Annotated in this window: 20 protein-coding genes; 10 read left to right on the forward strand and 10 right to left on the reverse strand. The window is 40.5% G+C overall.

Going from position 1 to position 21426, the window contains the following annotated elements:
• Window positions 1-332: 332 nt before the first annotated feature.
• Complete coding sequence (locus tag JMW94_RS10700) at window positions 333-902, reverse strand: DMT family transporter (RefSeq protein ID WP_201604386.1); 570 nt, start codon at window positions 900-902, stop codon at window positions 333-335.
• Window positions 903-997: 95 nt separating this feature from the next.
• Between JMW94_RS10700 and JMW94_RS10705 the strand changes: the two genes are divergently transcribed.
• Window positions 998-1933, forward strand: coding sequence for a LysR family transcriptional regulator (locus JMW94_RS10705; RefSeq protein ID WP_201604387.1), 936 nt, complete (start codon window positions 998-1000; stop codon window positions 1931-1933).
• A 347-nt stretch (window positions 1934-2280) separates the two neighbouring features.
• Here the strand turns inward: JMW94_RS10705 and JMW94_RS10710 are convergent, their stop codons facing one another.
• Window positions 2281-2805 (reverse strand): MarR family winged helix-turn-helix transcriptional regulator, encoded by a 525-nt coding sequence (locus JMW94_RS10710; protein ID WP_201604388.1) that lies wholly within the window; start codon window positions 2803-2805, stop codon window positions 2281-2283.
• Window positions 2806-2976: 171 nt separating this feature from the next.
• Between JMW94_RS10710 and JMW94_RS10715 the strand changes: the two genes are divergently transcribed.
• The 3 genes from JMW94_RS10715 (at window position 2977) to JMW94_RS10725 (ending at window position 6053) form a co-directional block, all read left to right on the forward strand.
• The gene (locus JMW94_RS10715) at window positions 2977-3939 is read left to right on the forward strand and encodes a DMT family transporter (RefSeq protein WP_201604389.1); all 963 of its coding nucleotides are present in this window, start codon (window positions 2977-2979) and stop codon (window positions 3937-3939) included.
• A gap of 107 nt (window positions 3940-4046) precedes the next feature.
• A complete protein-coding gene (locus JMW94_RS10720) occupies window positions 4047-4661 on the forward strand; it encodes a nitroreductase family protein (protein WP_201604390.1) in 615 nt (204 codons plus the stop codon).
• 303 nt (window positions 4662-4964) lie between these two features.
• Window positions 4965-6053, forward strand: a complete 1089-nt coding sequence (locus JMW94_RS10725) for an MFS transporter (protein WP_227685487.1) — start codon at window positions 4965-4967, stop codon at window positions 6051-6053.
• A gap of 47 nt (window positions 6054-6100) precedes the next feature.
• Here the strand turns inward: JMW94_RS10725 and JMW94_RS10730 are convergent, their stop codons facing one another.
• On the reverse strand, window positions 6101-6730 hold the full coding sequence (locus JMW94_RS10730; RefSeq protein ID WP_201604392.1) for a WG repeat-containing protein: 630 nt from the start codon (window positions 6728-6730) through the stop codon (window positions 6101-6103).
• Between the two features lie 95 nt (window positions 6731-6825).
• On the opposite strand from JMW94_RS10730, the gene JMW94_RS10735 reads away from it, so the two are divergent.
• Window positions 6826-7155 carry a LysR substrate-binding domain-containing protein gene (locus JMW94_RS10735; protein ID WP_060491337.1) on the forward strand — a complete coding sequence of 110 codons (330 nt, stop codon included), beginning with the start codon at window positions 6826-6828 and terminating at the stop codon, window positions 7153-7155.
• Window positions 7156-7739: 584 nt separating this feature from the next.
• On the opposite strand, the gene JMW94_RS10740 is transcribed toward JMW94_RS10735, so the two are convergent.
• The 3 genes from JMW94_RS10740 to JMW94_RS10750 form a co-directional block, all read right to left on the reverse strand.
• On the reverse strand, window positions 7740-8870 hold the full coding sequence (locus tag JMW94_RS10740; RefSeq protein ID WP_201604393.1) for an SIP domain-containing protein: 1131 nt from the start codon (window positions 8868-8870) through the stop codon (window positions 7740-7742).
• Between the two features lie 511 nt (window positions 8871-9381).
• Entirely contained in the window at window positions 9382-10182 is an 801-nt protein-coding gene (locus tag JMW94_RS10745) for a TonB-dependent receptor plug domain-containing protein (protein ID WP_201604394.1), read from the reverse strand.
• Between the two features lie 138 nt (window positions 10183-10320).
• Window positions 10321-10989, reverse strand: a complete 669-nt coding sequence (locus JMW94_RS10750; RefSeq protein WP_060491341.1) for a hypothetical protein — start codon at window positions 10987-10989, stop codon at window positions 10321-10323.
• Between the two features lie 372 nt (window positions 10990-11361).
• Between JMW94_RS10750 and JMW94_RS10755 the strand changes: the two genes are divergently transcribed.
• On the forward strand, window positions 11362-12327 hold the full coding sequence (locus JMW94_RS10755) for an alpha/beta hydrolase (RefSeq protein ID WP_201604395.1): 966 nt from the start codon (window positions 11362-11364) through the stop codon (window positions 12325-12327).
• A 374-nt stretch (window positions 12328-12701) separates the two neighbouring features.
• Here the strand turns inward: JMW94_RS10755 and JMW94_RS10760 are convergent, their stop codons facing one another.
• The 3 genes from JMW94_RS10760 to JMW94_RS10770 all read right to left on the reverse strand — a co-directional run bounded on the left by JMW94_RS10760 (window position 12702) and on the right by JMW94_RS10770 (window position 14975).
• Window positions 12702-13103, reverse strand: coding sequence for an ExbD/TolR family protein (locus JMW94_RS10760; protein WP_201604396.1), 402 nt, complete (start codon window positions 13101-13103; stop codon window positions 12702-12704).
• 108 nt (window positions 13104-13211) lie between these two features.
• Entirely contained in the window at window positions 13212-13901 is a 690-nt protein-coding gene (locus JMW94_RS10765; protein ID WP_201604397.1) for a MotA/TolQ/ExbB proton channel family protein, read from the reverse strand.
• Between the two features lie 123 nt (window positions 13902-14024).
• A complete protein-coding gene (locus JMW94_RS10770) occupies window positions 14025-14975 on the reverse strand; it encodes an energy transducer TonB (protein ID WP_201604398.1) in 951 nt (316 codons plus the stop codon).
• A gap of 460 nt (window positions 14976-15435) precedes the next feature.
• Between JMW94_RS10770 and JMW94_RS10775 the strand changes: the two genes are divergently transcribed.
• From JMW94_RS10775 to JMW94_RS10785, 4 genes are all read left to right on the forward strand, one after another.
• Window positions 15436-16479 (forward strand): siderophore ABC transporter substrate-binding protein, encoded by a 1044-nt coding sequence (locus tag JMW94_RS10775; RefSeq protein WP_201604399.1) that lies wholly within the window; start codon window positions 15436-15438, stop codon window positions 16477-16479.
• A 117-nt stretch (window positions 16480-16596) separates the two neighbouring features.
• Window positions 16597-16731, forward strand: a complete 135-nt coding sequence (locus JMW94_RS15020; RefSeq protein ID WP_265088319.1) for a hypothetical protein — start codon at window positions 16597-16599, stop codon at window positions 16729-16731.
• Window positions 16732-16766: 35 nt separating this feature from the next.
• Entirely contained in the window at window positions 16767-17291 is a 525-nt protein-coding gene (locus JMW94_RS10780; protein WP_413786195.1) for an iron chelate uptake ABC transporter family permease subunit, read from the forward strand.
• Between the two features lie 100 nt (window positions 17292-17391).
• On the forward strand, window positions 17392-18162 hold the full coding sequence (locus JMW94_RS10785; protein WP_201604400.1) for an ABC transporter ATP-binding protein: 771 nt from the start codon (window positions 17392-17394) through the stop codon (window positions 18160-18162).
• Window positions 18163-18418: 256 nt separating this feature from the next.
• Here the strand turns inward: JMW94_RS10785 and JMW94_RS10790 are convergent, their stop codons facing one another.
• Window positions 18419-20755 carry a FepA family TonB-dependent siderophore receptor gene (locus tag JMW94_RS10790; protein ID WP_201604401.1) on the reverse strand — a complete coding sequence of 779 codons (2337 nt, stop codon included), beginning with the start codon at window positions 20753-20755 and terminating at the stop codon, window positions 18419-18421.
• Between the last annotated feature and the right edge of the window lie 671 nt (window positions 20756-21426).

A 21426-nucleotide genomic window follows, 5' to 3' on the forward strand; every position in this document is an offset into this window, starting at 1 on the left:
TCATGTCTTTGTTTTGGACACTTTTGATCACTTGCGCTCGAAAGTCTGCTGAATAGGTCATGTATTCTTCTGCCGTGTCGCTTATTTTAAAAGTATTGTATCTTATTTATAAAAGACTGACTATATAATTCAAAAGGATTTGGGGATAAAATCACCTAGACAGGTTTATCATGAGTTTTATTGCAACGCCGCTTGATTAAAATCTCCCAAGTTTGGTTCTAGGGACTTAATAGCATACCCCAGTTATCTTTTTTCAAATACAGGCTTAACAAGATCACCAAATAGTATTTGAATAATTAACCCCCATGGCTTACGCATTGATATAGATATGACTAGCTTTCAAAATGAGAAACAGACTTAGCACTACTTGTCGACGTACTTTCTATGGTATTTAAATTGCCAGTGATGCTAGCTTTAACGTTACTTGAATTGGTAGATGAGGGCGTGAGCCACAGCACCATGATCATGCCTAGTAGAACAAAAGTAACACCTACTAAACGGCCAGCATTTATCTCTTTCACCGGTAAATTCATAAAACCGTATTGGTCTAATATTAACGAAATAAGCATTTGACCTGCTATCACGCAAACAATAAAGCGAGTTGCGCCTAAACGAGGGACTAAAATTAATGCGGATGTAATATAGATGACGCCAGCTATGCCACCAAACCAGACCCACATTGGTAATTGTCCGATTTCACTCAATATGGGCGTAGGGACACGCATAGAAAGAATGACAGGTATCGCTATAAGTACACTCACCAATAGCGACAATACCGTTGCCCAAAGAGGATGTCCAAGAGCACGGCCTAATTCAGCATTACTCGCAGCTTGGAGAGGGACTAAAGCGCCAGCAACTAAGGCGATAATGGCAAAAGAGATGCCAGTAAGTGATAGATTCATATGTTTGCTCCAGATTTATTTAATTTTCTGGAATAATTATTTCATATTAAAAATTTGAATTGAAATTATTGTTTTTTTACTTCACTATTCGTTATATGAATAACTTAAGACGTATTGACCTTAATTTGCTCGTGACGTTGCACGCATTATTAGTAGAAAAGCACGTATCACGAGCCGCTCTCCGGTTACATAAAAGTCAGCCGGCAGTTAGCCACGCACTGGCCCATTTACGTACCCTATTTGATGACCCTCTATTGGTTCGACGTTCAGGAAAATTGGAATTGACTTCGCGAGCGAGCGAATTGATTCTGCCCTTGACTGATGTTCTAGAGCAGCTTGGTGCGTTGATTGAGACCCCAGAATTCAATCCTCTCAATGCGAAGCGAGTATTTCGTCTGGCTATGTCTGACTATGGCGCACGTGTATTTATGCCGAGTTTGGTGCACTCATTAAGAGTGCTTGCTCCTGGCATTGAGCTTGAGATGAGTCAAGGAAGCCGCGAAGCGATGATGGCGGATGTGTTCGATGGTGAAACTGACATGGCTTTCGGTGTATTCCCAGATAAAGTGCCAGAAGCGCTTCGTATGCACACCTTATTTGTTGAGTCTTTTGCTTGTTTAGCAGACAAAAAAACTTTGCCAGAGACTGGTATTCTCGATAAAGATAGTTGGTTGGCTCGACCGCATATCCTCGTTGCCATGCAATCAGGTGCTAATAATGAAATTGAACGCGCACTTAGTGATGCAGGGTTAAGTCGTCATGTTGTAATGACTTTGCCACATTGGGGAATTGCCAATCAATTAGTGGCTGGTACCGATCTGATTTTGACAGCGGCGCGGCGTAGCTTTGATATGACTGATAGCAACTCACAGGTTCAAATATTCGAACCGCCTTTTCCAATTGAATCATTCGACTTTAAATTGCTATGGCATCAACGCCGTGAGGGCGATGCGGCGCATAATTGGCTAAGGCAATTAATTATTAGTCTGCTCAATTCAGAACTTAACGAAGAAGTTAGCAGAACCACCTAAAACAATGACTCAGTCTAACAACGTATATACCTATCATCAATAATAGCCTGTTGATCATCAATGTGTTCATAGCGATGTTTGATCTATGCTGTTGCATATGTAGAAAATAACATTAATATTTCGATGACTGTATATCTCACTGAACGAATTTAATGAGCTGATAATTGCTGAACTGATTCAATAAGTTCTGTACCTTAATGAGGACTTGTATATTAGGCTGTAGGCTACTGATATCTTCCGTAAGGTATGGAATTAAGATTTACTTGTAATGCACATTAAGTAAGCTTTTTGAGAGTAGGTTCAATTGTTTTCGATTACGTACTATTTATCTCTATATAAAGATATTTTTATATATAATCAATAGGCAGGTTATTCTCAATTTTCTTTAATAATAAATTGAGAATAAGTAGCTCTTCCTCACTCATATTACTCATTAAGTCATTCTCCAATTGTACGTGTGATGCGACGGCTCTATCAATCAATTCAAGACCTTTTGGGGTTAGTTTGACTAATAAGCTTCGTTTGTCCTCTGGGTTATCAATGCGCTCAATAAGTTCCTTCTTTTCTAAATGCTGTAAGCGATTGGTCATCGTACCAGAACTCACCATCATGCTATCAAATAAAACGGTTGGGCTCATTAGATATGGGGTGCCTGCGCGTCGTAATGTCGCCAACACATCAAATTCCCAATGTGATATTTGATAATTTATCTTATAGTTAGCAGATAGCTTTCGCATTAATATTACTTCTAACCGCTTGATACGCCCTATAGTCTCCATTGCCAACAAACTATCAGTAGCAAATCCTTGGTTTTGCCACTGACTAATAATCTTCTGTACCGCATCTTCTTGTATACACTCTTCAGTTTGCATTGATTTACTCCTCGTTATGATCAAAACACTTATGATTTTGGAGATATTAAAAAGTCTATTTCTACTGAGAAATTGCTCATAACGATAATAATAGCAAGATTATTATCTTGACATCAAGACATTTAATGATATTCTGACATCAAGCCACATTTTAGGCCGTTAGGATATTATATGACTAAATTTACAGAACGAAATAGCTCTCCTTGTAAAAGTGTATGGCTAGTACCTTTAACTTGCCTTCTAGTTGGAGGCGCGTTACTTGGTATCTCTACCAACGTTGCAAAATATGCGGGTGAAATAGATTTGTCTCCGCTTGCCTTTTTATTTTGGTCAATTGCTGGTGCTGCCACAATCTTGTTAGTTATTGCGTTACTACGCCATGAGCTTCCACCTCTCAATAAACGCAGCTTTGAATATTACTTTATCTCTGCTTTGGTCAGCGTTGCAGGCTCTAACTTACTTTTCTTCTCCGCTATTCCCCATGTCGGTGCCGGTTTTGTAGCCCTAATCATTTCCTTACCACCGCTTCTCACCTATCTTGGGGCGCTAGCATTAGGAATGGAGCGATTTCAGACGGTTCGAGCTCTTGGGGTTGCAGCTGCACTTGCCGGTGCAGGTGTCCTAGCTGCCCGTAAATTTTCTGCACCAGATGCCAGTGTGTTTTGGATTTTGATAGCACTCTGTGGCCCTGTTTTGCTCGCTATTGGTAACCTCTATCGTACATTGCGTTGGCCGGAAGGAGCGTCTCCCAATGCGCTTGCTCCAGGCATGCTTATTGCGGCTGTAGTCTTACTTGGCGCAACAAGCCTCCTACCGAACTTCTCACTGACTGTTCCACTGGGAGGTTTCCTGCCACTTGGTTTAATTACCTTACAGGCCTTCATATTCGCCGGTCAGTTTCAATTATTGTTTCTACTTCAAAAAACGGGTGGCCCGGTTTTATTAAGCTTATTAGGATCTGTTGGAGCCATTGTAGGTGTCCCTGTCGCTGTTTTTTTACAAGGCGAATCTCCACCGGACGGGCTCATTCTAGGCGCCTCTTTGATTGCACTCGGTGTGGCACTTGTTACATGGGGTGGTATGAAAATGATGACACTATCGAAACAAAAACTTGAAGTGCCTGATAAGACCTGAATTTAAAAAGTTTGATTTCCTTTGTAAGTTTATTCAATAAGCCTGACCAACCTTAATCACACGATATAAATAACATTCTATTTAACAAAATTTAAAAGGATAAAAATATGCCGCAATCCAATTCAGCCAACCTACAACAAGCTTTCACTAAACGTCGGTCCATTTATGCTTTAGGTGGCAACTTACCAGTAAAACCACAAGCAATTATTGATATTGCTGAGCGCACAATACTAAATACCCCTTCAGCCTTCAATTCACAGACGACACGTCTGGTAGTGTTGTTTGGTAAGCAGCATAAGCAGCTATGGGATATCACTGAAACCCATTTACGTAAGGCGGTTGGCAGTAACGACTTTTCAGGTAGTAAACAAAAAATGGATGGTTTTCGTGCGGCTGTGGGTACAGTTATGTTCTACGAAGATAAGGAGGTTATACAATCGTTGCAAGATAAGTTTGAGCTATATGCTGATAGATTTCCTATTTGGGCGCAGCAAACCTCAGCAATGCATCAATATGCTATGTGGCTAGAATTAAGTGCTTTAAATATTGGTGCAAATCTTCAGCATTATAATCCACTAATCAATAATGATATTGCATCAGCTTTTTCAATTCCTAAGCAGTGGGAACTGGTTGCTCAAATGCCATTTGGTAACATCGTTGAGCCAGCTGGCGAAAAAACCTATCAGTCAGCCAGTGAACGTATCAGAGTGTTTGGACTGTAGTAACAAGGCCTTGATGCTAATGTCAGTATGTTTGGACATTCTAAAGTCAGATTTTCTCGAATATATACAGTAGACAGAGCCCTTAATTTTTACGATTTTTTAGATCTAAAATGCTAGCGTATATTTGATTATTGCTTGGTACTACTGCAAAAGATAACCAATTAAAGTTGTGATGCTGCATCGACTCATAACTAAAAAAGACACATAGCCAATAGTGTGAGGTAGGAAATGAATAAGTTTAGTCATAACCAATGGGTACTAGTCACCATAATAATACTCGTAGGTCTTAATCTTAGGCCTATTATGGCCTCCATATCTCCAATCATACCCGTGTTAGCAGATGCCATAGGAATCAATAATCAAACTGCTGGACTATTGACTACTTTGCCAGTTGCAATGATGGGCTGCTTTGCGCTTTTAGGTCCCAGAATTCAATCTAGAGTAAGCGAGTATATAGGTATATTAGTTGGATTGTTGGCGATAGCGCTTTCTTGTGGCTACCGATTTTTTGCTGACTCTACATTACTTCTACTACTGACTTCTCTCATTGGAGGCATTGGTATAGCAATCATCCAAACTCTAATGCCCGCCTATTTAAAAAGAATTGCGCCAGACAATGCTAGCGTTTTTATGGGGTTATTTACAACAGGTATTATGGCGGGGGCTGCAATATCAGCTGCTACAACCTCTCCTTTAGAAGGAGTATTTGGCTGGAATATCGCTTTATCGATTATGGCTATCCCTGCCATATTGGCAATTATACTGTTTTTCTCTGGTATGCCACATATCAAGAGCAGTAGAAACGGTTATTTACCTCTACCTATAAAATCTAAAAATGCATGGCTGTTAATGCTTTTTTTTGGCATAGGAACAGGTGCATACACATTGGTTCTAGCTTGGTTGCCACTAAGTTACACCCAGCTTGGGTGGAGTAGAGATGCTTCTGGCGCTTTACTAAGTATTTTAACGGTAGCAGAAGTAGTTTCTGGCATTTTAATTTCTATATTTATCAAAAAATTCACCGATCGCCGAAAGCCATTATTTGTCACTTTATCGCTCATATTAGTTGGTTTAATATTGCTTATCTATATCCCCTCAAAGCTTGCATTTTTAACCGTTATAATTTTAGGTTTAGGGATTGGTGCTTTATTTCCTTTATCTTTAATCATAGCGCTTGATTACGCCTCTAACGCCAAGCAAGCAGTGACTTTATTAGCTTTTGTGCAAGGTGGTGGATACTTAATTGCTTCAGTATTCCCGTTCATGGCAGGTGTTTTGATTGATGCTTCAAGTGAGTTAACGGGAGCATGGATTGGAATGATTATTGGGGTTTTACTGTTATTCACTATTTGTAATAAATTCTCTCCACAAGATTTTGTGGTTCGTTATTAGTATACTTTAAGATAAAAGTAGGAACTAAAAGAAAGGATATATTCTAATTATGGACACCAATTTATTTGAGCTATGCTCAAGGTATTATATCTAGCCAAACCTTCATAGTAATCATCTAACCAGTTGAATTTAAAAGGCACTACGGTCTTACCCGTTTTATCGATGACGCCATACTTATCATTTTTACTGACGACTACCCTACCATCACTGAAATCGCCTGCCGTTTGGTAAGCATAGGGTATGACCATTTTACCCGTTTTATTCATATAGCCATATTTACCGTTTTTATAGACGGCAACCAAGCCTTCTTTAAAGTCACGATAGTCAATAATCACCCCATAAAAAAGCGGTGCTTGATGTTCAACCGGTATGACTAGTTTGCCAGCTTCATTGATATAGCCTTGCATGTATAAATAGTCTTCGTAATCCTCAGCGCCATCGTAACCTTTGACCATACCCATTTTCATTAATGAGACACGAGCCATGCCCTCAGAGAAATTGCCATAACTATAATATTCTGCAGCTACAAAACCCTTCCCGTTATCATTTTTATAGCCACACTTAAAATCATTATTATTCTCTACCTCAAAACTCTGCAATGCGGCCACAGCAGGTAATATCGCAAATACGCCACAGAGACCTAAAACCAGTGACGTTTTTTTATTATATATTTTCATCTTAATCTCGGTTATAAGGTGTGGAAGCGATATAGCATTGATAAAAACTGGCCTATATAACACTGCTACTATGGGTATTAAATTTAGGGGTTCCTATGTCACTCAAGCAATTAAAAGGGATGCCACTGCTACATGATTCACACAACCATTGGCAACGTTTTCTTAACACGGCAGATAAGCTGTCAGGTGCAGTATTTAACCAAACCGCGCTGTCTTTAGATGCTGCTTTAGCAGGGCAGGGAGTTGCGATTACTTGTCAGGCGTTCGTACAAGCAGATTTGTCTGCGGGGCGTTTGGTACAAGTTAGTAAGTTAGATTTAACTGTTGAGCCTGATTACTACCTTATTCGTAAACGCACATCAGTATCACGACCTGCTGTAGATGCGGTATGGGAGTGGTTTATTGAAAACTTGGTTATTGGTTGATTAGTCTGTAATAGCTATACCCCAAGGAAACCAGCTACTTCACCCTTCAAACCTATTAACATACCACTTATAACTGAACAGCACCAGTACCGTCGAAGACCCGATATGTCTAGCTGCCTTGCAGTCAGTGAAACATTGCTGTTGTTGCCTTCTATTTATTTAACAGCTTCAGCTTTGGAAACTGTACTATAGACTCTGGTTTTCTTAGTCATGATAAACTCCTCATAGAGTCGTTAGTTTACCAACTTCTTCTCCAAGATTCCTTCAGCATAGCTCACCAGCACCACTGAGTATTTCTTTGGACTCTTGCACTCATAAAAGCTAGTCTACTATCTATACTAGCATCACATTGCTGTATGCCTTAATAGTCATGTAAACTACAATTGAGCAGAGCCGATGCAGTGCTACTCATACTCATTGCACTGATCGCTAAAGATCCTGAACCAATTTCGAGGAAACTTCGTCTATCCATGACTATCTCCTTATTGTAATTTTGAAAATACAAATTTTTATTAGCCTTATTTTTATTAGCCTTATTTTTATTTAAATAAGTATGAGATTCAATAATAAGATACACCTACTCCTTAAGACGTTCGCCAATACACCTTCATAACCATATCTTGGCGAGATAAATCAAACTTAGTTTTTAATTGGCGCCTTAATATTTTGGCATCAGCTGCGCTAAGCGCGCCCCAAACCTTCTCTATAAGAATAGAGCCGTCTTCTAAACGTGTATCTATAGCTGAGACAATAGCATCAGGAAGATCAATAGAAGGTGTATTCAAAATATGCACTATATTGTCTTGTTTAAAACTATTTATCTCTGCCAATGTCTGACTTAATTCGATCTCTTGTAGATAAGACAGCTCTGCACCATCATTCGTCATGACAATGACGATTGGCGCTATCGGATTTTGCCAATTTTCTAATAAATTAGCGACTGTCGGCATAGAGGTTTCGTCGCAGATAAGCAGGCACTGACCCTCATTTAAATGCGCAATCTTTTCTGGATAATCGCGTACACTTTTAAGCTGTGTTCCTGCTTGAACCGCTCTCGCCCAATTACCGCCAGGTGTATCACCATGAATATAAGTATCCACCCAACCTTGTATTTGCTGAGTTTCTGCATCTTGCCATGCTTTTCGCAAGGTATAGTAACGCTGTAATTTCTCCGAGGCGGCGGCAGAGTTATGACTAATTGATACGTCAGTATTCATTTCAAACAGATAGGCGTATCCTGCATGATTCAGTGGCGTATCAGCAGGTGCAGCGACTACCAATCGGAACATATTCGGGCTGGCGTAATAACCATCAATCACAGTGAAATAACGCTCTTGCTGTTTTATCGCGAGCTTGCCAAGTTTCTTTGAAGCCACTTGCAAAAGGTTAATATATTGCGACTTCAAAGTAATGGTTTCATCAATCACATTTTCAAATTCAATAAAAAACTGGCTGATGCCATCAGATAACATTTCTACTTTGTGATTTGGCAAAGCTTCTACATTTTGGACTGATGCTTCGAGCAATAATCCATTGCTATAAACCTCTGCTACCACAACTGCCATATCATTACTGAGCTTGGTGTCAGCAAATGCTTCTACAAACAGCGCCAATTCGTCTTGGTGTTCATCATTGACATGGTTCATGAACTTTATTTTAGCTACCATGGGTAATGGCACTTTGTCTGTATGATGTTGATCAAAAACTTGGGACATAATGCACCCTTTATAAAAAGTTGGTTTTATAAAAAAGACAAGGCGCATGATTCACTTAATCGCCTGATCCATTAATATTGTGTGATAACAATACTTTTAACTAGAATCAAAACTAGAACTTATAAGACAGCGACGCTTTTACTTCACGCTCATCACCTGGCATATTAGAGGTATTGAGTGAGCCGACGCGGACATAACGGTCTTTATTTAACAGGTTATAAACGTTTAATTGACCGGTATTGAGGTCTGTTTGATATCACTATCTAGATAGCTATAACCACCAGATACCTGCAACTTAGGCATAATGATAATCAGCCTCTCTATCAGAATAGCGAATACCGACACTTATGACACCAGCACTAGCCAGACGATGCTCAAAATCAGCAAACACATCATGGCTCTGACTGTTAAAGTCGTTCCACTTAGCCCCATAAAAATCATTATTAGGTAGGGAGATTAAAGATTTATCAGCAAAGGTAGGCAGACCATTATTGGGGGTGATTTGTCGATCTTACATCAAATAACCCAGACCAAATTTACTGGTATCATTCAATTGCTTATCAACACTGACGTAGGTCGTACCGTTTTGATTGTATTTACCACAGATGTCATCAACTACTGAATTGGAGCGCTGATTGTATTGCAGCACCGTGCGACCAACGAGACTGTCATCGGCGCTCAAGCTGCCCTGAAGACCAGCAGATACGCCATAGCATTCTGGATTGCTAATATTGGCTTTACCACGCTTTCGAACCAAATTCACCACACCGCCCACCTCTGACGCTGAGTTAAACAAGCCAGAAGTTCCGCGCATAACCTCTACTCGGTCAAATGCGGCTAAATTAGGCAAGGTGTCATTGATACTTGCCATGGGAGATGCGAGCCCATCAATACTATATTGATCATATTCATAACCACGAGAGTAAATAGATGAGCGCCCATCATCATCTTTCAGAACTCGTAAACCGGTCGTGCGCTTAGCAATTTGGTCTAACGTATCAAGATTTAAGTCATCAATTTTTGCTTGGGTGATCAAACTGATAGACTGGGGAATATTTTCTAGATAATCTGGTATCTTGGTACCGACCGTCGCGACATTGTCATTATATAAGTCATTATCTTCACTTGGATCAATGGCATATAAAGGATTCACGGTTACCACAATCGTATCTAAAGTGGTACTAGGCAATGCATCAGCACTATCTTCTGATTCAGCCGCTATCGCTGGTGACATAAAGAGTAAAGATAATATAGAATAGCACAGCGGTGACAGTCTAAAATGCGAGGATTGATTTGAGGTATTATGAACCACGTTAGTATTCCTTAAAGCCATAGTAGATAACCCATTGGGTTTGTTAATGGCATTAAAAACAGATAGCTATTAAATAAAAACAACTCTAACTTCATCTAGTGAAGTCAGAGCCTGCTCTTACCGGTTAGCACTCAACAACTAAAATCCTCTAGCATTATCACTAGTAGCGGTATAAAAGATATTGAAGGCACTATTAGCGCCAGTTTTGACAACTTTACCGTCTACCGTTGCACTGGCTTCGAAATTAACACCACCACCTGCACTTTCACCGCTAGCAATGTTCGGCAAGGTCAGTGAATGCACGACCACTTTCTTATTGGTAATGGGTGTTTCTGCTTTGGTTAATTTTGTACCCCGTGGTTTGACCACTTCGCCCTCTGCAACGACTTTCGTTAAATCATCATAAATAATATCGAAATCTAATAATTGTGCCTGATCAAGTTTTGCTTGTCCGTTGACAACAGGAATACCAACAAGAGACTTGCTGCCACGGTGAATCATGCGATTATCGATAACTTTACCATTATCTAGTTTTCTGGCTTCTACAGCGACTGAATTGGTTCGAGCCATCAACATCACTTTATAACCTGGTACCGCAACTTTACCTTTTCCATCAAAAATATCTGCGACCAATTCTGGTGCATTTTTCGCTTTATTGATGACTACTCGAGCAGAGTTTTCAGAAACGGGATAGTCTTTGCCGTCAATCGTCAAATAACGACTATCGGCATAGTTGCTTTGCGTTTTCATGAGACCGTTGGTCACAGAATGAGAGGTAGATACAGGCGTTACGCTCGATGGTGACATCGTATTTTGACATCCTATAATCCCTAAAGATAACAGCGCAATAGATAAAACTGAAAATTTAGATAATAGATTTTTGCTGAAACATGACTGAGTTGAACGTGACATAATTTAATCTCATAAGAAGGATTTTTGTGAAATGCAGAACTACTAGAAAAAAATTGTAATTGATAACGATTATCATATGCATTATTATTACGATAATGTAACTAGTTGTCAATCCTTATCAAGGATATAAAATACATTTGTTAATTCTCTTACAGTTTTCATATAAGCAATACTATGCTCAAGGCTTTTTGAATATGATAAAGGATAGGTATGTCAAAATTTCAGACAAAATTTTCAATTATAACGATAACCATAGCAGGAGTAATGATGTCACCAAGCTATGCTAAACCTGACTTGACCAAGACAGTAGATATGAGCTTATTGCATGCCAAAGATACCGGATATCGTTTCGTATATCATACCTTCATTAAATCTGCACCAGAACTACCCTCCTCTAGCGTAACAGATTCACAATTGAAAACGCTGAAAGCCTATGCAAAACCTCGTCATTATCAAGTATGGTTAGCTATTCCTGAGCAAACAACCGATCATCAACTCTCTAACAATTCTGTAAAAACTCCTAGTAAATTACTTTATATACTGGATGGTAATGCGGCTATTGATGATTTAGATACAGAAACGCTGCACGCCTTATCCAAGTCTACGCCAAAAAAATCAGCGCCTGCTTTAGTCTTTATAGGTTACCAAACACCTTATCGCTTCGATGTCGATGCCCGCGCCTACGACTATACCCCACCATTATTAGCCAACACTATAGATAACAGTGCGTTTACAGAAGAAGGTAGAGAGCGATTAAATGGTGGTGCAGAGCATTTTTATGGGCTGATAGAAAAAGAAATTAAGCCGTGGGTATATGAGCAGCTAGGCGAAAAACCAAAGCAAGAAGCGATTTGGGGACACTCTTACGGTGGTTTGTTTGTATTGTATAATTTGTTCAAGCACCCTGAAGCTTATCAGCAGTACTTCAGTGCTGATCCTTCGCTATGGTGGCAAGATGGAGAGATGATTAACTATTGGCAAGCGTATCAAAACCTTCCTGAAGCGCAACTTGCAGATATATCCAATAATAAACACAAACAAATACGACTCACTTTTAGTCACTCTGCAGAGCAAACCACTATCCCAGTAGTAGTGCCCACTCTGATGAGTAAAAAAGAATTCGCCAAGGAAGTCTGTGACCACTTTGAGAAGAGTTGTAGTTATCAGTTTTACAATCAATCACACGGAGAAGTATTTACAACCTCTCTATTGGAGAGCTTAAAACGTTTCTAAGACTGACTTTTCATAGAAAAACTGTAGGCTTATTCTTATGGATCTATAGCAGATATTTTAAAACCTATACTTTAAGACTCTTCAACTCCCCCTATCAATTGGAATGATACCTATTTCTTAAAAAATCATTACCTTAATAATTATGGTTTAGACCTCCTAGCGATGAGTGATTTTAAGATTGAGTATGTTCAAGATACATTTAGCACTCAGACCTTATCTACTAGATAAGAAAAACCTCGCTAGGTTACCCAAGCAAAGCGGGAGAGAAAGGTTGTTATGATATTTATGTTTATTATTATCTTATTTGTATTTAATAATAGCGGGATTGATTATATTGAAAGCCAACTCTGCTAAATAGCTCCTAGTTTTCATTACTATTCATTTACAAAGACTATTTTGTTCAGCCCTGCTTGACTGGCTACCGCCAGTACCTGCGCCACCGTCTCATATCTACTTTCTTTATCTGCTCTAAATAGCACGGAAGGGTCTTTACCAGCTCCACTTTGCTGTTGTAGACGCACCCCTAGTTCTTCCATACTAATAGGATCGCTATCCCAAAAAATACCGGCATCTTTATCAATACTGATTTGGATTGCTTCAGGTGGCTGCTCATTGATTAGCGCACTGGTCTTGGGTAAATCAAGCGGTACTGTTGGGTTCAAAACAGTCGCTGTCAATAAAAAGATAATCATCAATACCAACATGATATCAATAAGTGGAATGAGGTTCATCTCATTCATACTTTGGACGTCATCATCACCTAACTGAAATGCCATAATATTCTCAATCGTGTATCCGTCTTATACAAAATCATAAACTTTTGCTTGAAAAAAACCATGCAGTCCTACTGTTTACAACAGCTTTATAAATAAAAGCTAGCACTGCTACTGTTGATAAGCTTCTTGTTTATCAGTATGAATACTACTATTGCCATGAGCACTCTTGCTACCAGTGACATTAGTGGTTATACCCTGCTTTTCAGCTACATTATGAGGCTCCATTGAAGTTTGTATTGCTGCTAAATCAACAGACTGCGCCAATAAATCATGGGCTCTATCATTGGCATGGTACATTACCCGTCGATTGATACGTACGGCAAGGTTATAAAACACCACTGCTGGAATTGCAACGGCAATACCGAGACCTGTCATAATGAGCGCCTCGCCAACTGGCCCTGCCACTTGTCCAAGTCCTGCTTGCCCACTGGTACCGATATTATGTAACGCGTGAAAAATACCCCACACTGTACCAAATAACCCAATAAATGGCGCGATTGCTGCGGTTGTACCTAAAATAGGTAGGCCGCGTTCGCTAGCAAAACGGTAACGTCCGATATGCTTTAATAACGCTTGCTCAATGACTAATCGACGCATAGCAGCATCAGAGTTAATCACAGCTGAACGCTTCATCTCAACCTGCTGACTCAAATCATCAGCAACACAGGCGGCCAATTTTCGGCTTTGTAATATGCGAATAATACCAGTTACCCAAGAGAGCACCGATAAGACCAATAGCAAGAAAAACAAGCTTTTGGTCACCAAATCGCTGTATTGCCAGTAGCTTGTAAAGTCCATATCAGACTCCTTAATATGTTATGCAATCATATGAGTTCGTTGCGAGTACCGCATATCGACTTATTATGAAAAATTATAAATAGTGATGCTTTGAAAATAATGGGCCTGGTAAATAACTAACTTTTACGGCACTGCATAACTGATAGGTAAAGTCACATTACCCACCACTGGTACGCCGTTCTTCGTAAAGGGTTTAAATTTACCAGAACGTACTTGTTGCTGAGCTTCTCTATCGAGTGCAGCGTTGCCAGAAGATTGCGCTAAGCTCACATTATCAATGCCGCCTTGCTTATTAACTTGTAATATCAAAACCACCCTAAAGGTTTCGCCTGATTTGGCAGCTCGTCTGGCACGAGCAGGAAAACTAAAACTCGGTGCTGAGGCCCAGTTAGCGTTAGTGGCAGTAAAATTGACTGGGGTATTACTTGCGGCGGCGGCAGCTTGTTGATTGGCTTTCTCACGAGCAGCGGCTTGTGCGGCTTCTCTTGCAGCTTTGGCATCGGATTCAGCTTGCGCTTCACGATCTGCCTTTGCTTTGGCATCTGCTGCCGCCTGAGCCTCTCGCATAGCTTTGGCATGCGCTTGTTGAGTAGCCTTTTCAGCCTGTGCTGCCAATATCTTACGTTCGTTATCGGCTGCTAAAGCGCTTGCTTGAGCTGCTGCTTCTGATTCTTGTGATTTTATTGGTTGTTTGATGACAGGCTTGCTCTCTACTATTTTTGTTGTCGCAGGAGCTGGTTTAGTATCAACCTGAGGCTTTGATGTCTCTTTTTTCACAACTGGTTGCACGGCTTTTTTAGGCTCTGGTTTTGCCTCAGGTACGCTAACAGATTGTGGTTTAGGCGCTTTAATAGGTTCGACTTCTGCGACTGCCGTCACCGGCTCTGCAATTGTCGTAACTTCTGACACCAACTGTATTTCTATAGGCGGTGTTATTTCAAGTGGCTTAATAGTAATCACAGGGGTTTTGACCATCACCAATGCAATTGCTGTCAGCAAATGTAATGCGACAACACAACCCATAACTGTTGATGTTAATTTAAGTGATGGCACATTGAAACTTGTTGAACCCATAACAGCCTAATAAGTCTATGAAATAAAATTGTAATAATAATGCAAACGATAATTATTATCAATAAATTTCTTTTAAATATTAATTCCTGCTTACCAAACTACCCTCTCTCATCTTAATAGATTTAAGAATAATTCTTACTACCACTAAGGTATTACTTAAAAGTCTTGATATAGTTAAATGCCTCAACCTATGAAACCAGATAAGCCAAACAATGACAATAATTCTCATTATCATTGATAAATACTGTTAACTACTTTATGATAATCGCTGTTTAATCTTTTGAACTTTAAAAAGTTCAAGTAAGCATCAATCCTGAAGTAGTCAATAGCCTTAAAGACAAATTAATTTGCGAAGAGCTCCATTATGAATACTGCTATGCAGCCTCTTTACTAACCACCCCATATTTTGCAGTCATTTGATTAATCAACTTTCTATAACTTGCAATATAATGAGTTACTTATGTTTACTAATTTACTATCTATACCAGTGCCCGTATTCAAACGTTTTTTATTAACAACTATGATGGCAACATTAGTAGCTACCGTCAGCTTGACAGGCTGTACCTCACCCGACTCTAGCGATTCTGAAACTGCAACGATTACAACAGAGAATGAAACGGCAGATACCGTATCGAATACTACTAATAATGGCGAATCTGCCACTAGTATAAAAATTGATACTGCAAAAGGTGAGATGAGCTTACCAGTTAATCCGTCACCCATTGCAGTATATGACATGACGTTAATGCAAGATTTAGCGGCTCTTGAAGTACCTATTCAAGGTATGCCAAGCAATATGTTGTTAGACAATCTGCAAGCAAAAAATCAACCGGAGCCAAAAGAAGTAGGTACCTTGTTTGAGCCGGATCTTGAAGCCTTGAATGCACTACAGCCACAGGCAATATTGATTGGAAGCCGCACTGCTAAAAAATATGATGAATTGTCAAGCATTGCTCCTACTCTTGATATGAGTGTCGATACGGCCGATATTTATGAATCGAGCAAACGTCGCTTATCTGACTTAGGCGCCTTATTTGGTAAAAGCGAGCAAGCGGCAAAACTGCAAGGTGACATTGATGGTCTGTTAGCAGAAACCAAAGCTGCCACCAAAGATAAGGGTACAGGCCTAGTCGTCATGGTCAATGGCAATAAAATGTCAGTATATGGTACTGAGTCACGCTATGGTTTTATTCATACCGTACTTAATATCCCAATAGCAGATAATCAAATTAAAGATGGTAATCACGGTCAGCCAATCTCGTTTGAATACATCCAAAAAACCAATCCAGACTGGTTATTCGTCGTCGATCGCAGTGCCGCCATTGGTGAAGATGGTGCTGGTGCCAAAGCCGTATTAGACAATCCATTGGTCGCGCAAACCAACGCATGGAGTAACAATCAAGTGGTTTACCTTAGCCCAGACTCATATCTTGCCTTTGGCGGTTATTATCAATGGATGCAGGATTTGACGACCATTAAAAAGGCTTTTGCTAACGCTAAATAAATGATGCGTTAAATAAGTAATATGCTAAACAAGCAACATGTTGAATAAGCGTCATTCGTTTTTAGGCAACTGTCATCACTGTCAGTTGCCAACCCTCACTTTAAGCCAGTAGCTGATATGCCGTTATTTTCCTCTCGTGCGCAGACCAGCGTCAAAGCCCGCCCTACTTTACCAACCGCATCAACGAGTTGGCAAAAAAGCGCAAGCCGTGGTCTCAGCTCTAAAAATCGCCGTGCTTCTATATCGCCGTAGGTCATCAACACGGGCAGCTTCATTATTATGGGGTCTTGTTTCGTAGCTTATCCGCCTTAATTGCACGGCTGATCAATCCTGATGATTTTGTCGTTGTGCAATCTGCCAGTTACGCGCAATTTAATACCGTCAATCCGCAGCTACTTGGCATTAGCTTTATTATTTGTGCCATTAGCGCGCTATTTATCTGGCGCTGGCGTTATCAATGTGATGTATTGATGCTTGGCAAATCACAAGCCATTAACTTGGGTATCAATTACCAACGTCTAGCGTTTGGGCTATTAACGGTCATTGCGGTATTGGTCGCCACGGCAACCTCATTGGTCGGTCCAGTGACCTTCTTTGGGCTGTTGGTTTGTGCGCTAACCAATCGTATCGCTCGCCATATGTATCACAGCGAGCGTCTGATATTGGTCAGTTTGGTGGCGATGATTTGCTTGGTACTCGGTCAGATGATATTTGAGCAATTATTGGGCATGGCGGGTGTGCTATCGGTGGTGATTGAATTGGCTGGTGGTTTGGTATTCTTAATATTGATTTTTATGACTCAGCGTCGTTAATATCGTGCTTATTTAATAGTCATTGACCTAGTAGCCAATCATCTAAAAACCATTGATATATTAATGAAAAATTAGATCCTTTGTAAAAATAAGAACCACTATGATTAAACTCAATAACATCTCGTACCATATTGGTAAACAGCAAATTCTTCATGACATTACGTTGTCGTTACCAAGCGCCCAAGTGATTGCCCTGATTGGTCCCAATGGCGCAGGTAAATCTACCTTATTTTCAGTCATGGCGCGCTTGCAACCGCTACAGTCGGGACAAGTCAGTTTCGCTGTAGATAATGAGGAACGTGATATTGTTAGCTGTCATGCGCGAACTTTGTCTAAAACTGTGGCGATGCTTGGACAAGACAACCAAGTGCAAGGGCGACTGCGCGTGCATGAGCTGCTGATGTTTGGGCGTTATCCTTATCATCAAGGGCAACCGACGGCTGATGATCAGCAAAAAGTGCAAGAAATTATCGAACGTTTTGAGCTTGCGCCGTTAGCCGAGCGTTTTTTATCGACACTATCGGGTGGTCAGCGTCAGCGGGTGTTAATTGCGATGATTGTTTGCCAAGATACGCCGTATTTATTGCTCGATGAGCCACTGAATAATTTGGATATGTACCATGCTGGTCGCCTGATGCGTGAGCTGCGCGAGTTAAGCCATACTCAGCAAAAAACCGTGGTCATCGTGCTGCACGATATCAATCAAGCCGCACAATTTGCCGATACCGTGGTCACGATGAAAGAGGGTCAGGTAATGGCTGTCGGTCAACCTGCAGAGGTCATCACCCAAGCAACTATGAAGGATCTGTATAACGTTGACGTGACCGTCTTGAATCATCAAGGTCGTCCAATTATCGTTGATAGCTTATAACCCATTATCTAATAAATTAAAAAAATGAGTCCATATAAGAAATGCTGTTCATAAAATATAGGTAATATTTTAATAGAAATGACTGTTAACTATTTTTTCAACCGAATTCAATTAAGAACTACAAGATGATGGCTATGTGTTATCTGTTTTAATGATTATTTGTAAGATCATAAGCAAGATTGGTTGTACAAATCAAAAGGTCTGAACAATTAGTTCAGACCTTTTTGCGTCTTAAAGAAAATACTGTATCTAAAGATTAGAAATCAAAACTAACATCAAAGACATAAGCACGGCCTGGCTCATTAAAGGTTCGAGCACCCGCATTGGTACCCGTGCCTTCGCGCTTAATTTGCTTATCAAATAGATTTTTAATCCCTGCGCCAACAGTAATACCGTCCGTCAAGTTATAGCGCGTGCTGATATTTGCCAGCGCATAAGGCTTACGGTCAAGATTTAAGGTGGTGAGTTCATCACCAGTAGTGACCGAAACTTCTGGCGCTTCAATACGGCCATAATAGCTGACGCCTAAGTCGGCATTCCAGCGAGGGGTAATGTCCCAGTTAACATTGGAGTTGACAGTAAATTTAGGAATTAGCGATAGCGGCTCACCCGTATCTTTACGTTCTGAACGCAGATTTCCCGTAACGTTGGTGTACCAAGAGAGTGCGTCAGTCACTGGAACTGTGACAAAGCCTTCAAGACCTTCAATAATGGCTTCCCCTTGGTTTTCCCATTGGAAAATAGAGCGGTTCGTTGCACCATCGACTGCCACCCTGTCTACACCTGCACCAATACGGTTATCATAGGCGTTATGATAATAAGTCAATCCAGCATTCACTCCTGTACCATCATCATAAGTAAAAGTCAGCTCTTTGTTCCAAGAAGTTTCATGCTCAAGATCAGGATTTCCCAATACTTGACAGCCTCTTTGATCTTCAGGAACCCAAGAAGGACAGCCATTGCCTCTAGTGTAGTAAATATAGTTAGAGTCTAATAAATAGAGGTCAGGCGCCTTAAAGGCACGGCTTACACCTGTTTTTAATGACCAGTTAGGGCTAAAGTCCCAAGTAGTATTTATACTAGGCGACCAATTACTACCAGCTTCGCTGTGGTAATCAAAACGTAGCCCTGGGGTCACGTACCAATCTGGAGTAATTTGGTAGTTATCTTCTACATAAGCACCGACAAGATAGGCATCTGATTTTGGATCGCGCTTAGCAGGATCGGTTTCGACATCACCGAAGTCAAAACCATCATCAAAGGTTAAGTCAGACACTAAAGGATTGGTCAGTTTTTCACCGCGGAATTCAGCTCCTGCAGTCAAAGTATGACGGTCAAAAAATACATCCCATTCTGATTTGGCGTTTAGTGTGTCATAGGTTGCTTTGTTCCATTGATAATCCTCTCCTTCGACAGGCGGTTTAATTTGACCTTCACCGCCACCCGCGGTACCCTCTGCCAAACGCTCATTATTAGTACGGCTAAACTCTAAGTAGCTGTTGCTACGAGTATTATCATAGTCACCGCGGTGCGTGATGGCAGCACCATAGCGTCGCATCTTATTGGTAGATTCTCCAGCTAAGGTTTCGACCAAATCATTATTGATATTTTGAAATTGTGAGTCGCCCGCCCAGCGATTATCCTGGGTACTATAGTTGACTTCAAAACCTACCGTGTTCATCGCATCCATAGCGTATTCAAAAAGCTGGCGGACATCTATATTTTCGACACCCTCAACCCCAGCTGCAATAGAAGCTGCTGGTCCGTCACGCCCATCAACAATTTGGGCGTCTTCGGCATTGATATAAGGGTCATCACCTTCACTGTCGTGGTAGCCAAGCGTGGTACGGAAGGACAGCTTGTCGCTTAAAGAGCCAGCCATATTGATATTGGTGCGCCAGTCTTTACCTTCCAAGTCACTTTCTGGGGACTCATAGTGACCGGTGACCGAAAACTCTTTTTTAGTAGGCGCTTTGGTGATGATGTTGACTACCCCGCCCATACTACCAGAACCATAGCGAGCCGCGGCTGGACCACGCAATACTTCGATTCGTTCAATAGCGCTCGGCGGCACCCATTGCGAGTCTCCACGGGTATCTTGCTCGCTAGCCCTACCAGGGCGAACGGCATTGCGAGAAGTAACAGGACGGCCGTCGATTAAAATCAGCGTGTTATTCGGGCCCATACCACGTAGATCAATCTGGCGCTGGTTACCACGCTGACCAGAAGTTGAGGAGCCAGATAGGTTCACCCCAGGCATTTTGCGCACGATCTCTGCAATATCATTGGAAACAGAAGCTTTTTTGATAGCCTCTTCACTAATCACTGAAAGCCCAGCTGCTTGTTCGAGCTCCTCTCTTGCCGCCTTAACAACAATGGTATCTAGCTCAACAGAAGGCATTGCCTGCTGTTCATCAATTTCTTGCGCTGCTATTTGTGGTACGTTACGGCTATCTATCTCAGCAGCGAATGCAGTTGTACTCAAAATAGAGGCGATAGCAATGCCAAGCAAAGCTTTGCCAGTCGCTAAGCGTAACGGCTTTGGTAGGTAAAGAGCATTTATAGAAGCAGAAGAAATTGGTAATGTTGGCATAGATGAAAATCCTAGAAATATTTAGTGTTTACCAATACTTTGCAAATTTTCTGATAGAGCAGATTCGCTATAACATTATGGGTAAGCACTAGAAAAGCATGCAAAAGTGGTTATTTTTTAATGTTATAACAACAGAATAAATGAAGCATTGATATCGATAAGACCTTGAAAATAGAGCACGCAAAGAACTGATCGATGCTTATTAATAAAGAGTGCACACTTTAGCAACATTATAAAAATAATGCAAATACTAATGATAATAGTTATCATTAGTATTTGCATTATTTTTATATATACTAAGGCAGTTAACCACTACACCTATCTTCATATCATGTAGCTAAAGTTTCCCAAATTGAGGTCTACGGATTTGACGGGATAGGTCACTTGTCACGCCTCTTCTATATTTCTAAAACGCGTATTTCTTAAATAAGAAGTGGAGATTTTTTTTGTCTAATTTTCTAGAATTATAGTCATACTTAGGTCGTGTCCTCAATTCAATCGATAGTTATCTAAATGGGTTAAAAATGAGGACACGCCCTAGTATTCGTAAGTTTACATCGCATCTACATAATTAAGAGTAATAAGCGTTCTGTTGAAATATATAACGCTAAAATCAACCAGACTAAGGTGCTTGATTTTTTAGGTATCAAAAGTTTTTAGGCATGAAAAAG

The organism is Psychrobacter immobilis (genome assembly GCF_904846185.1).
GTDB classification, from domain to species: domain Bacteria; phylum Pseudomonadota; class Gammaproteobacteria; order Pseudomonadales; family Moraxellaceae; genus Psychrobacter; species Psychrobacter immobilis_B.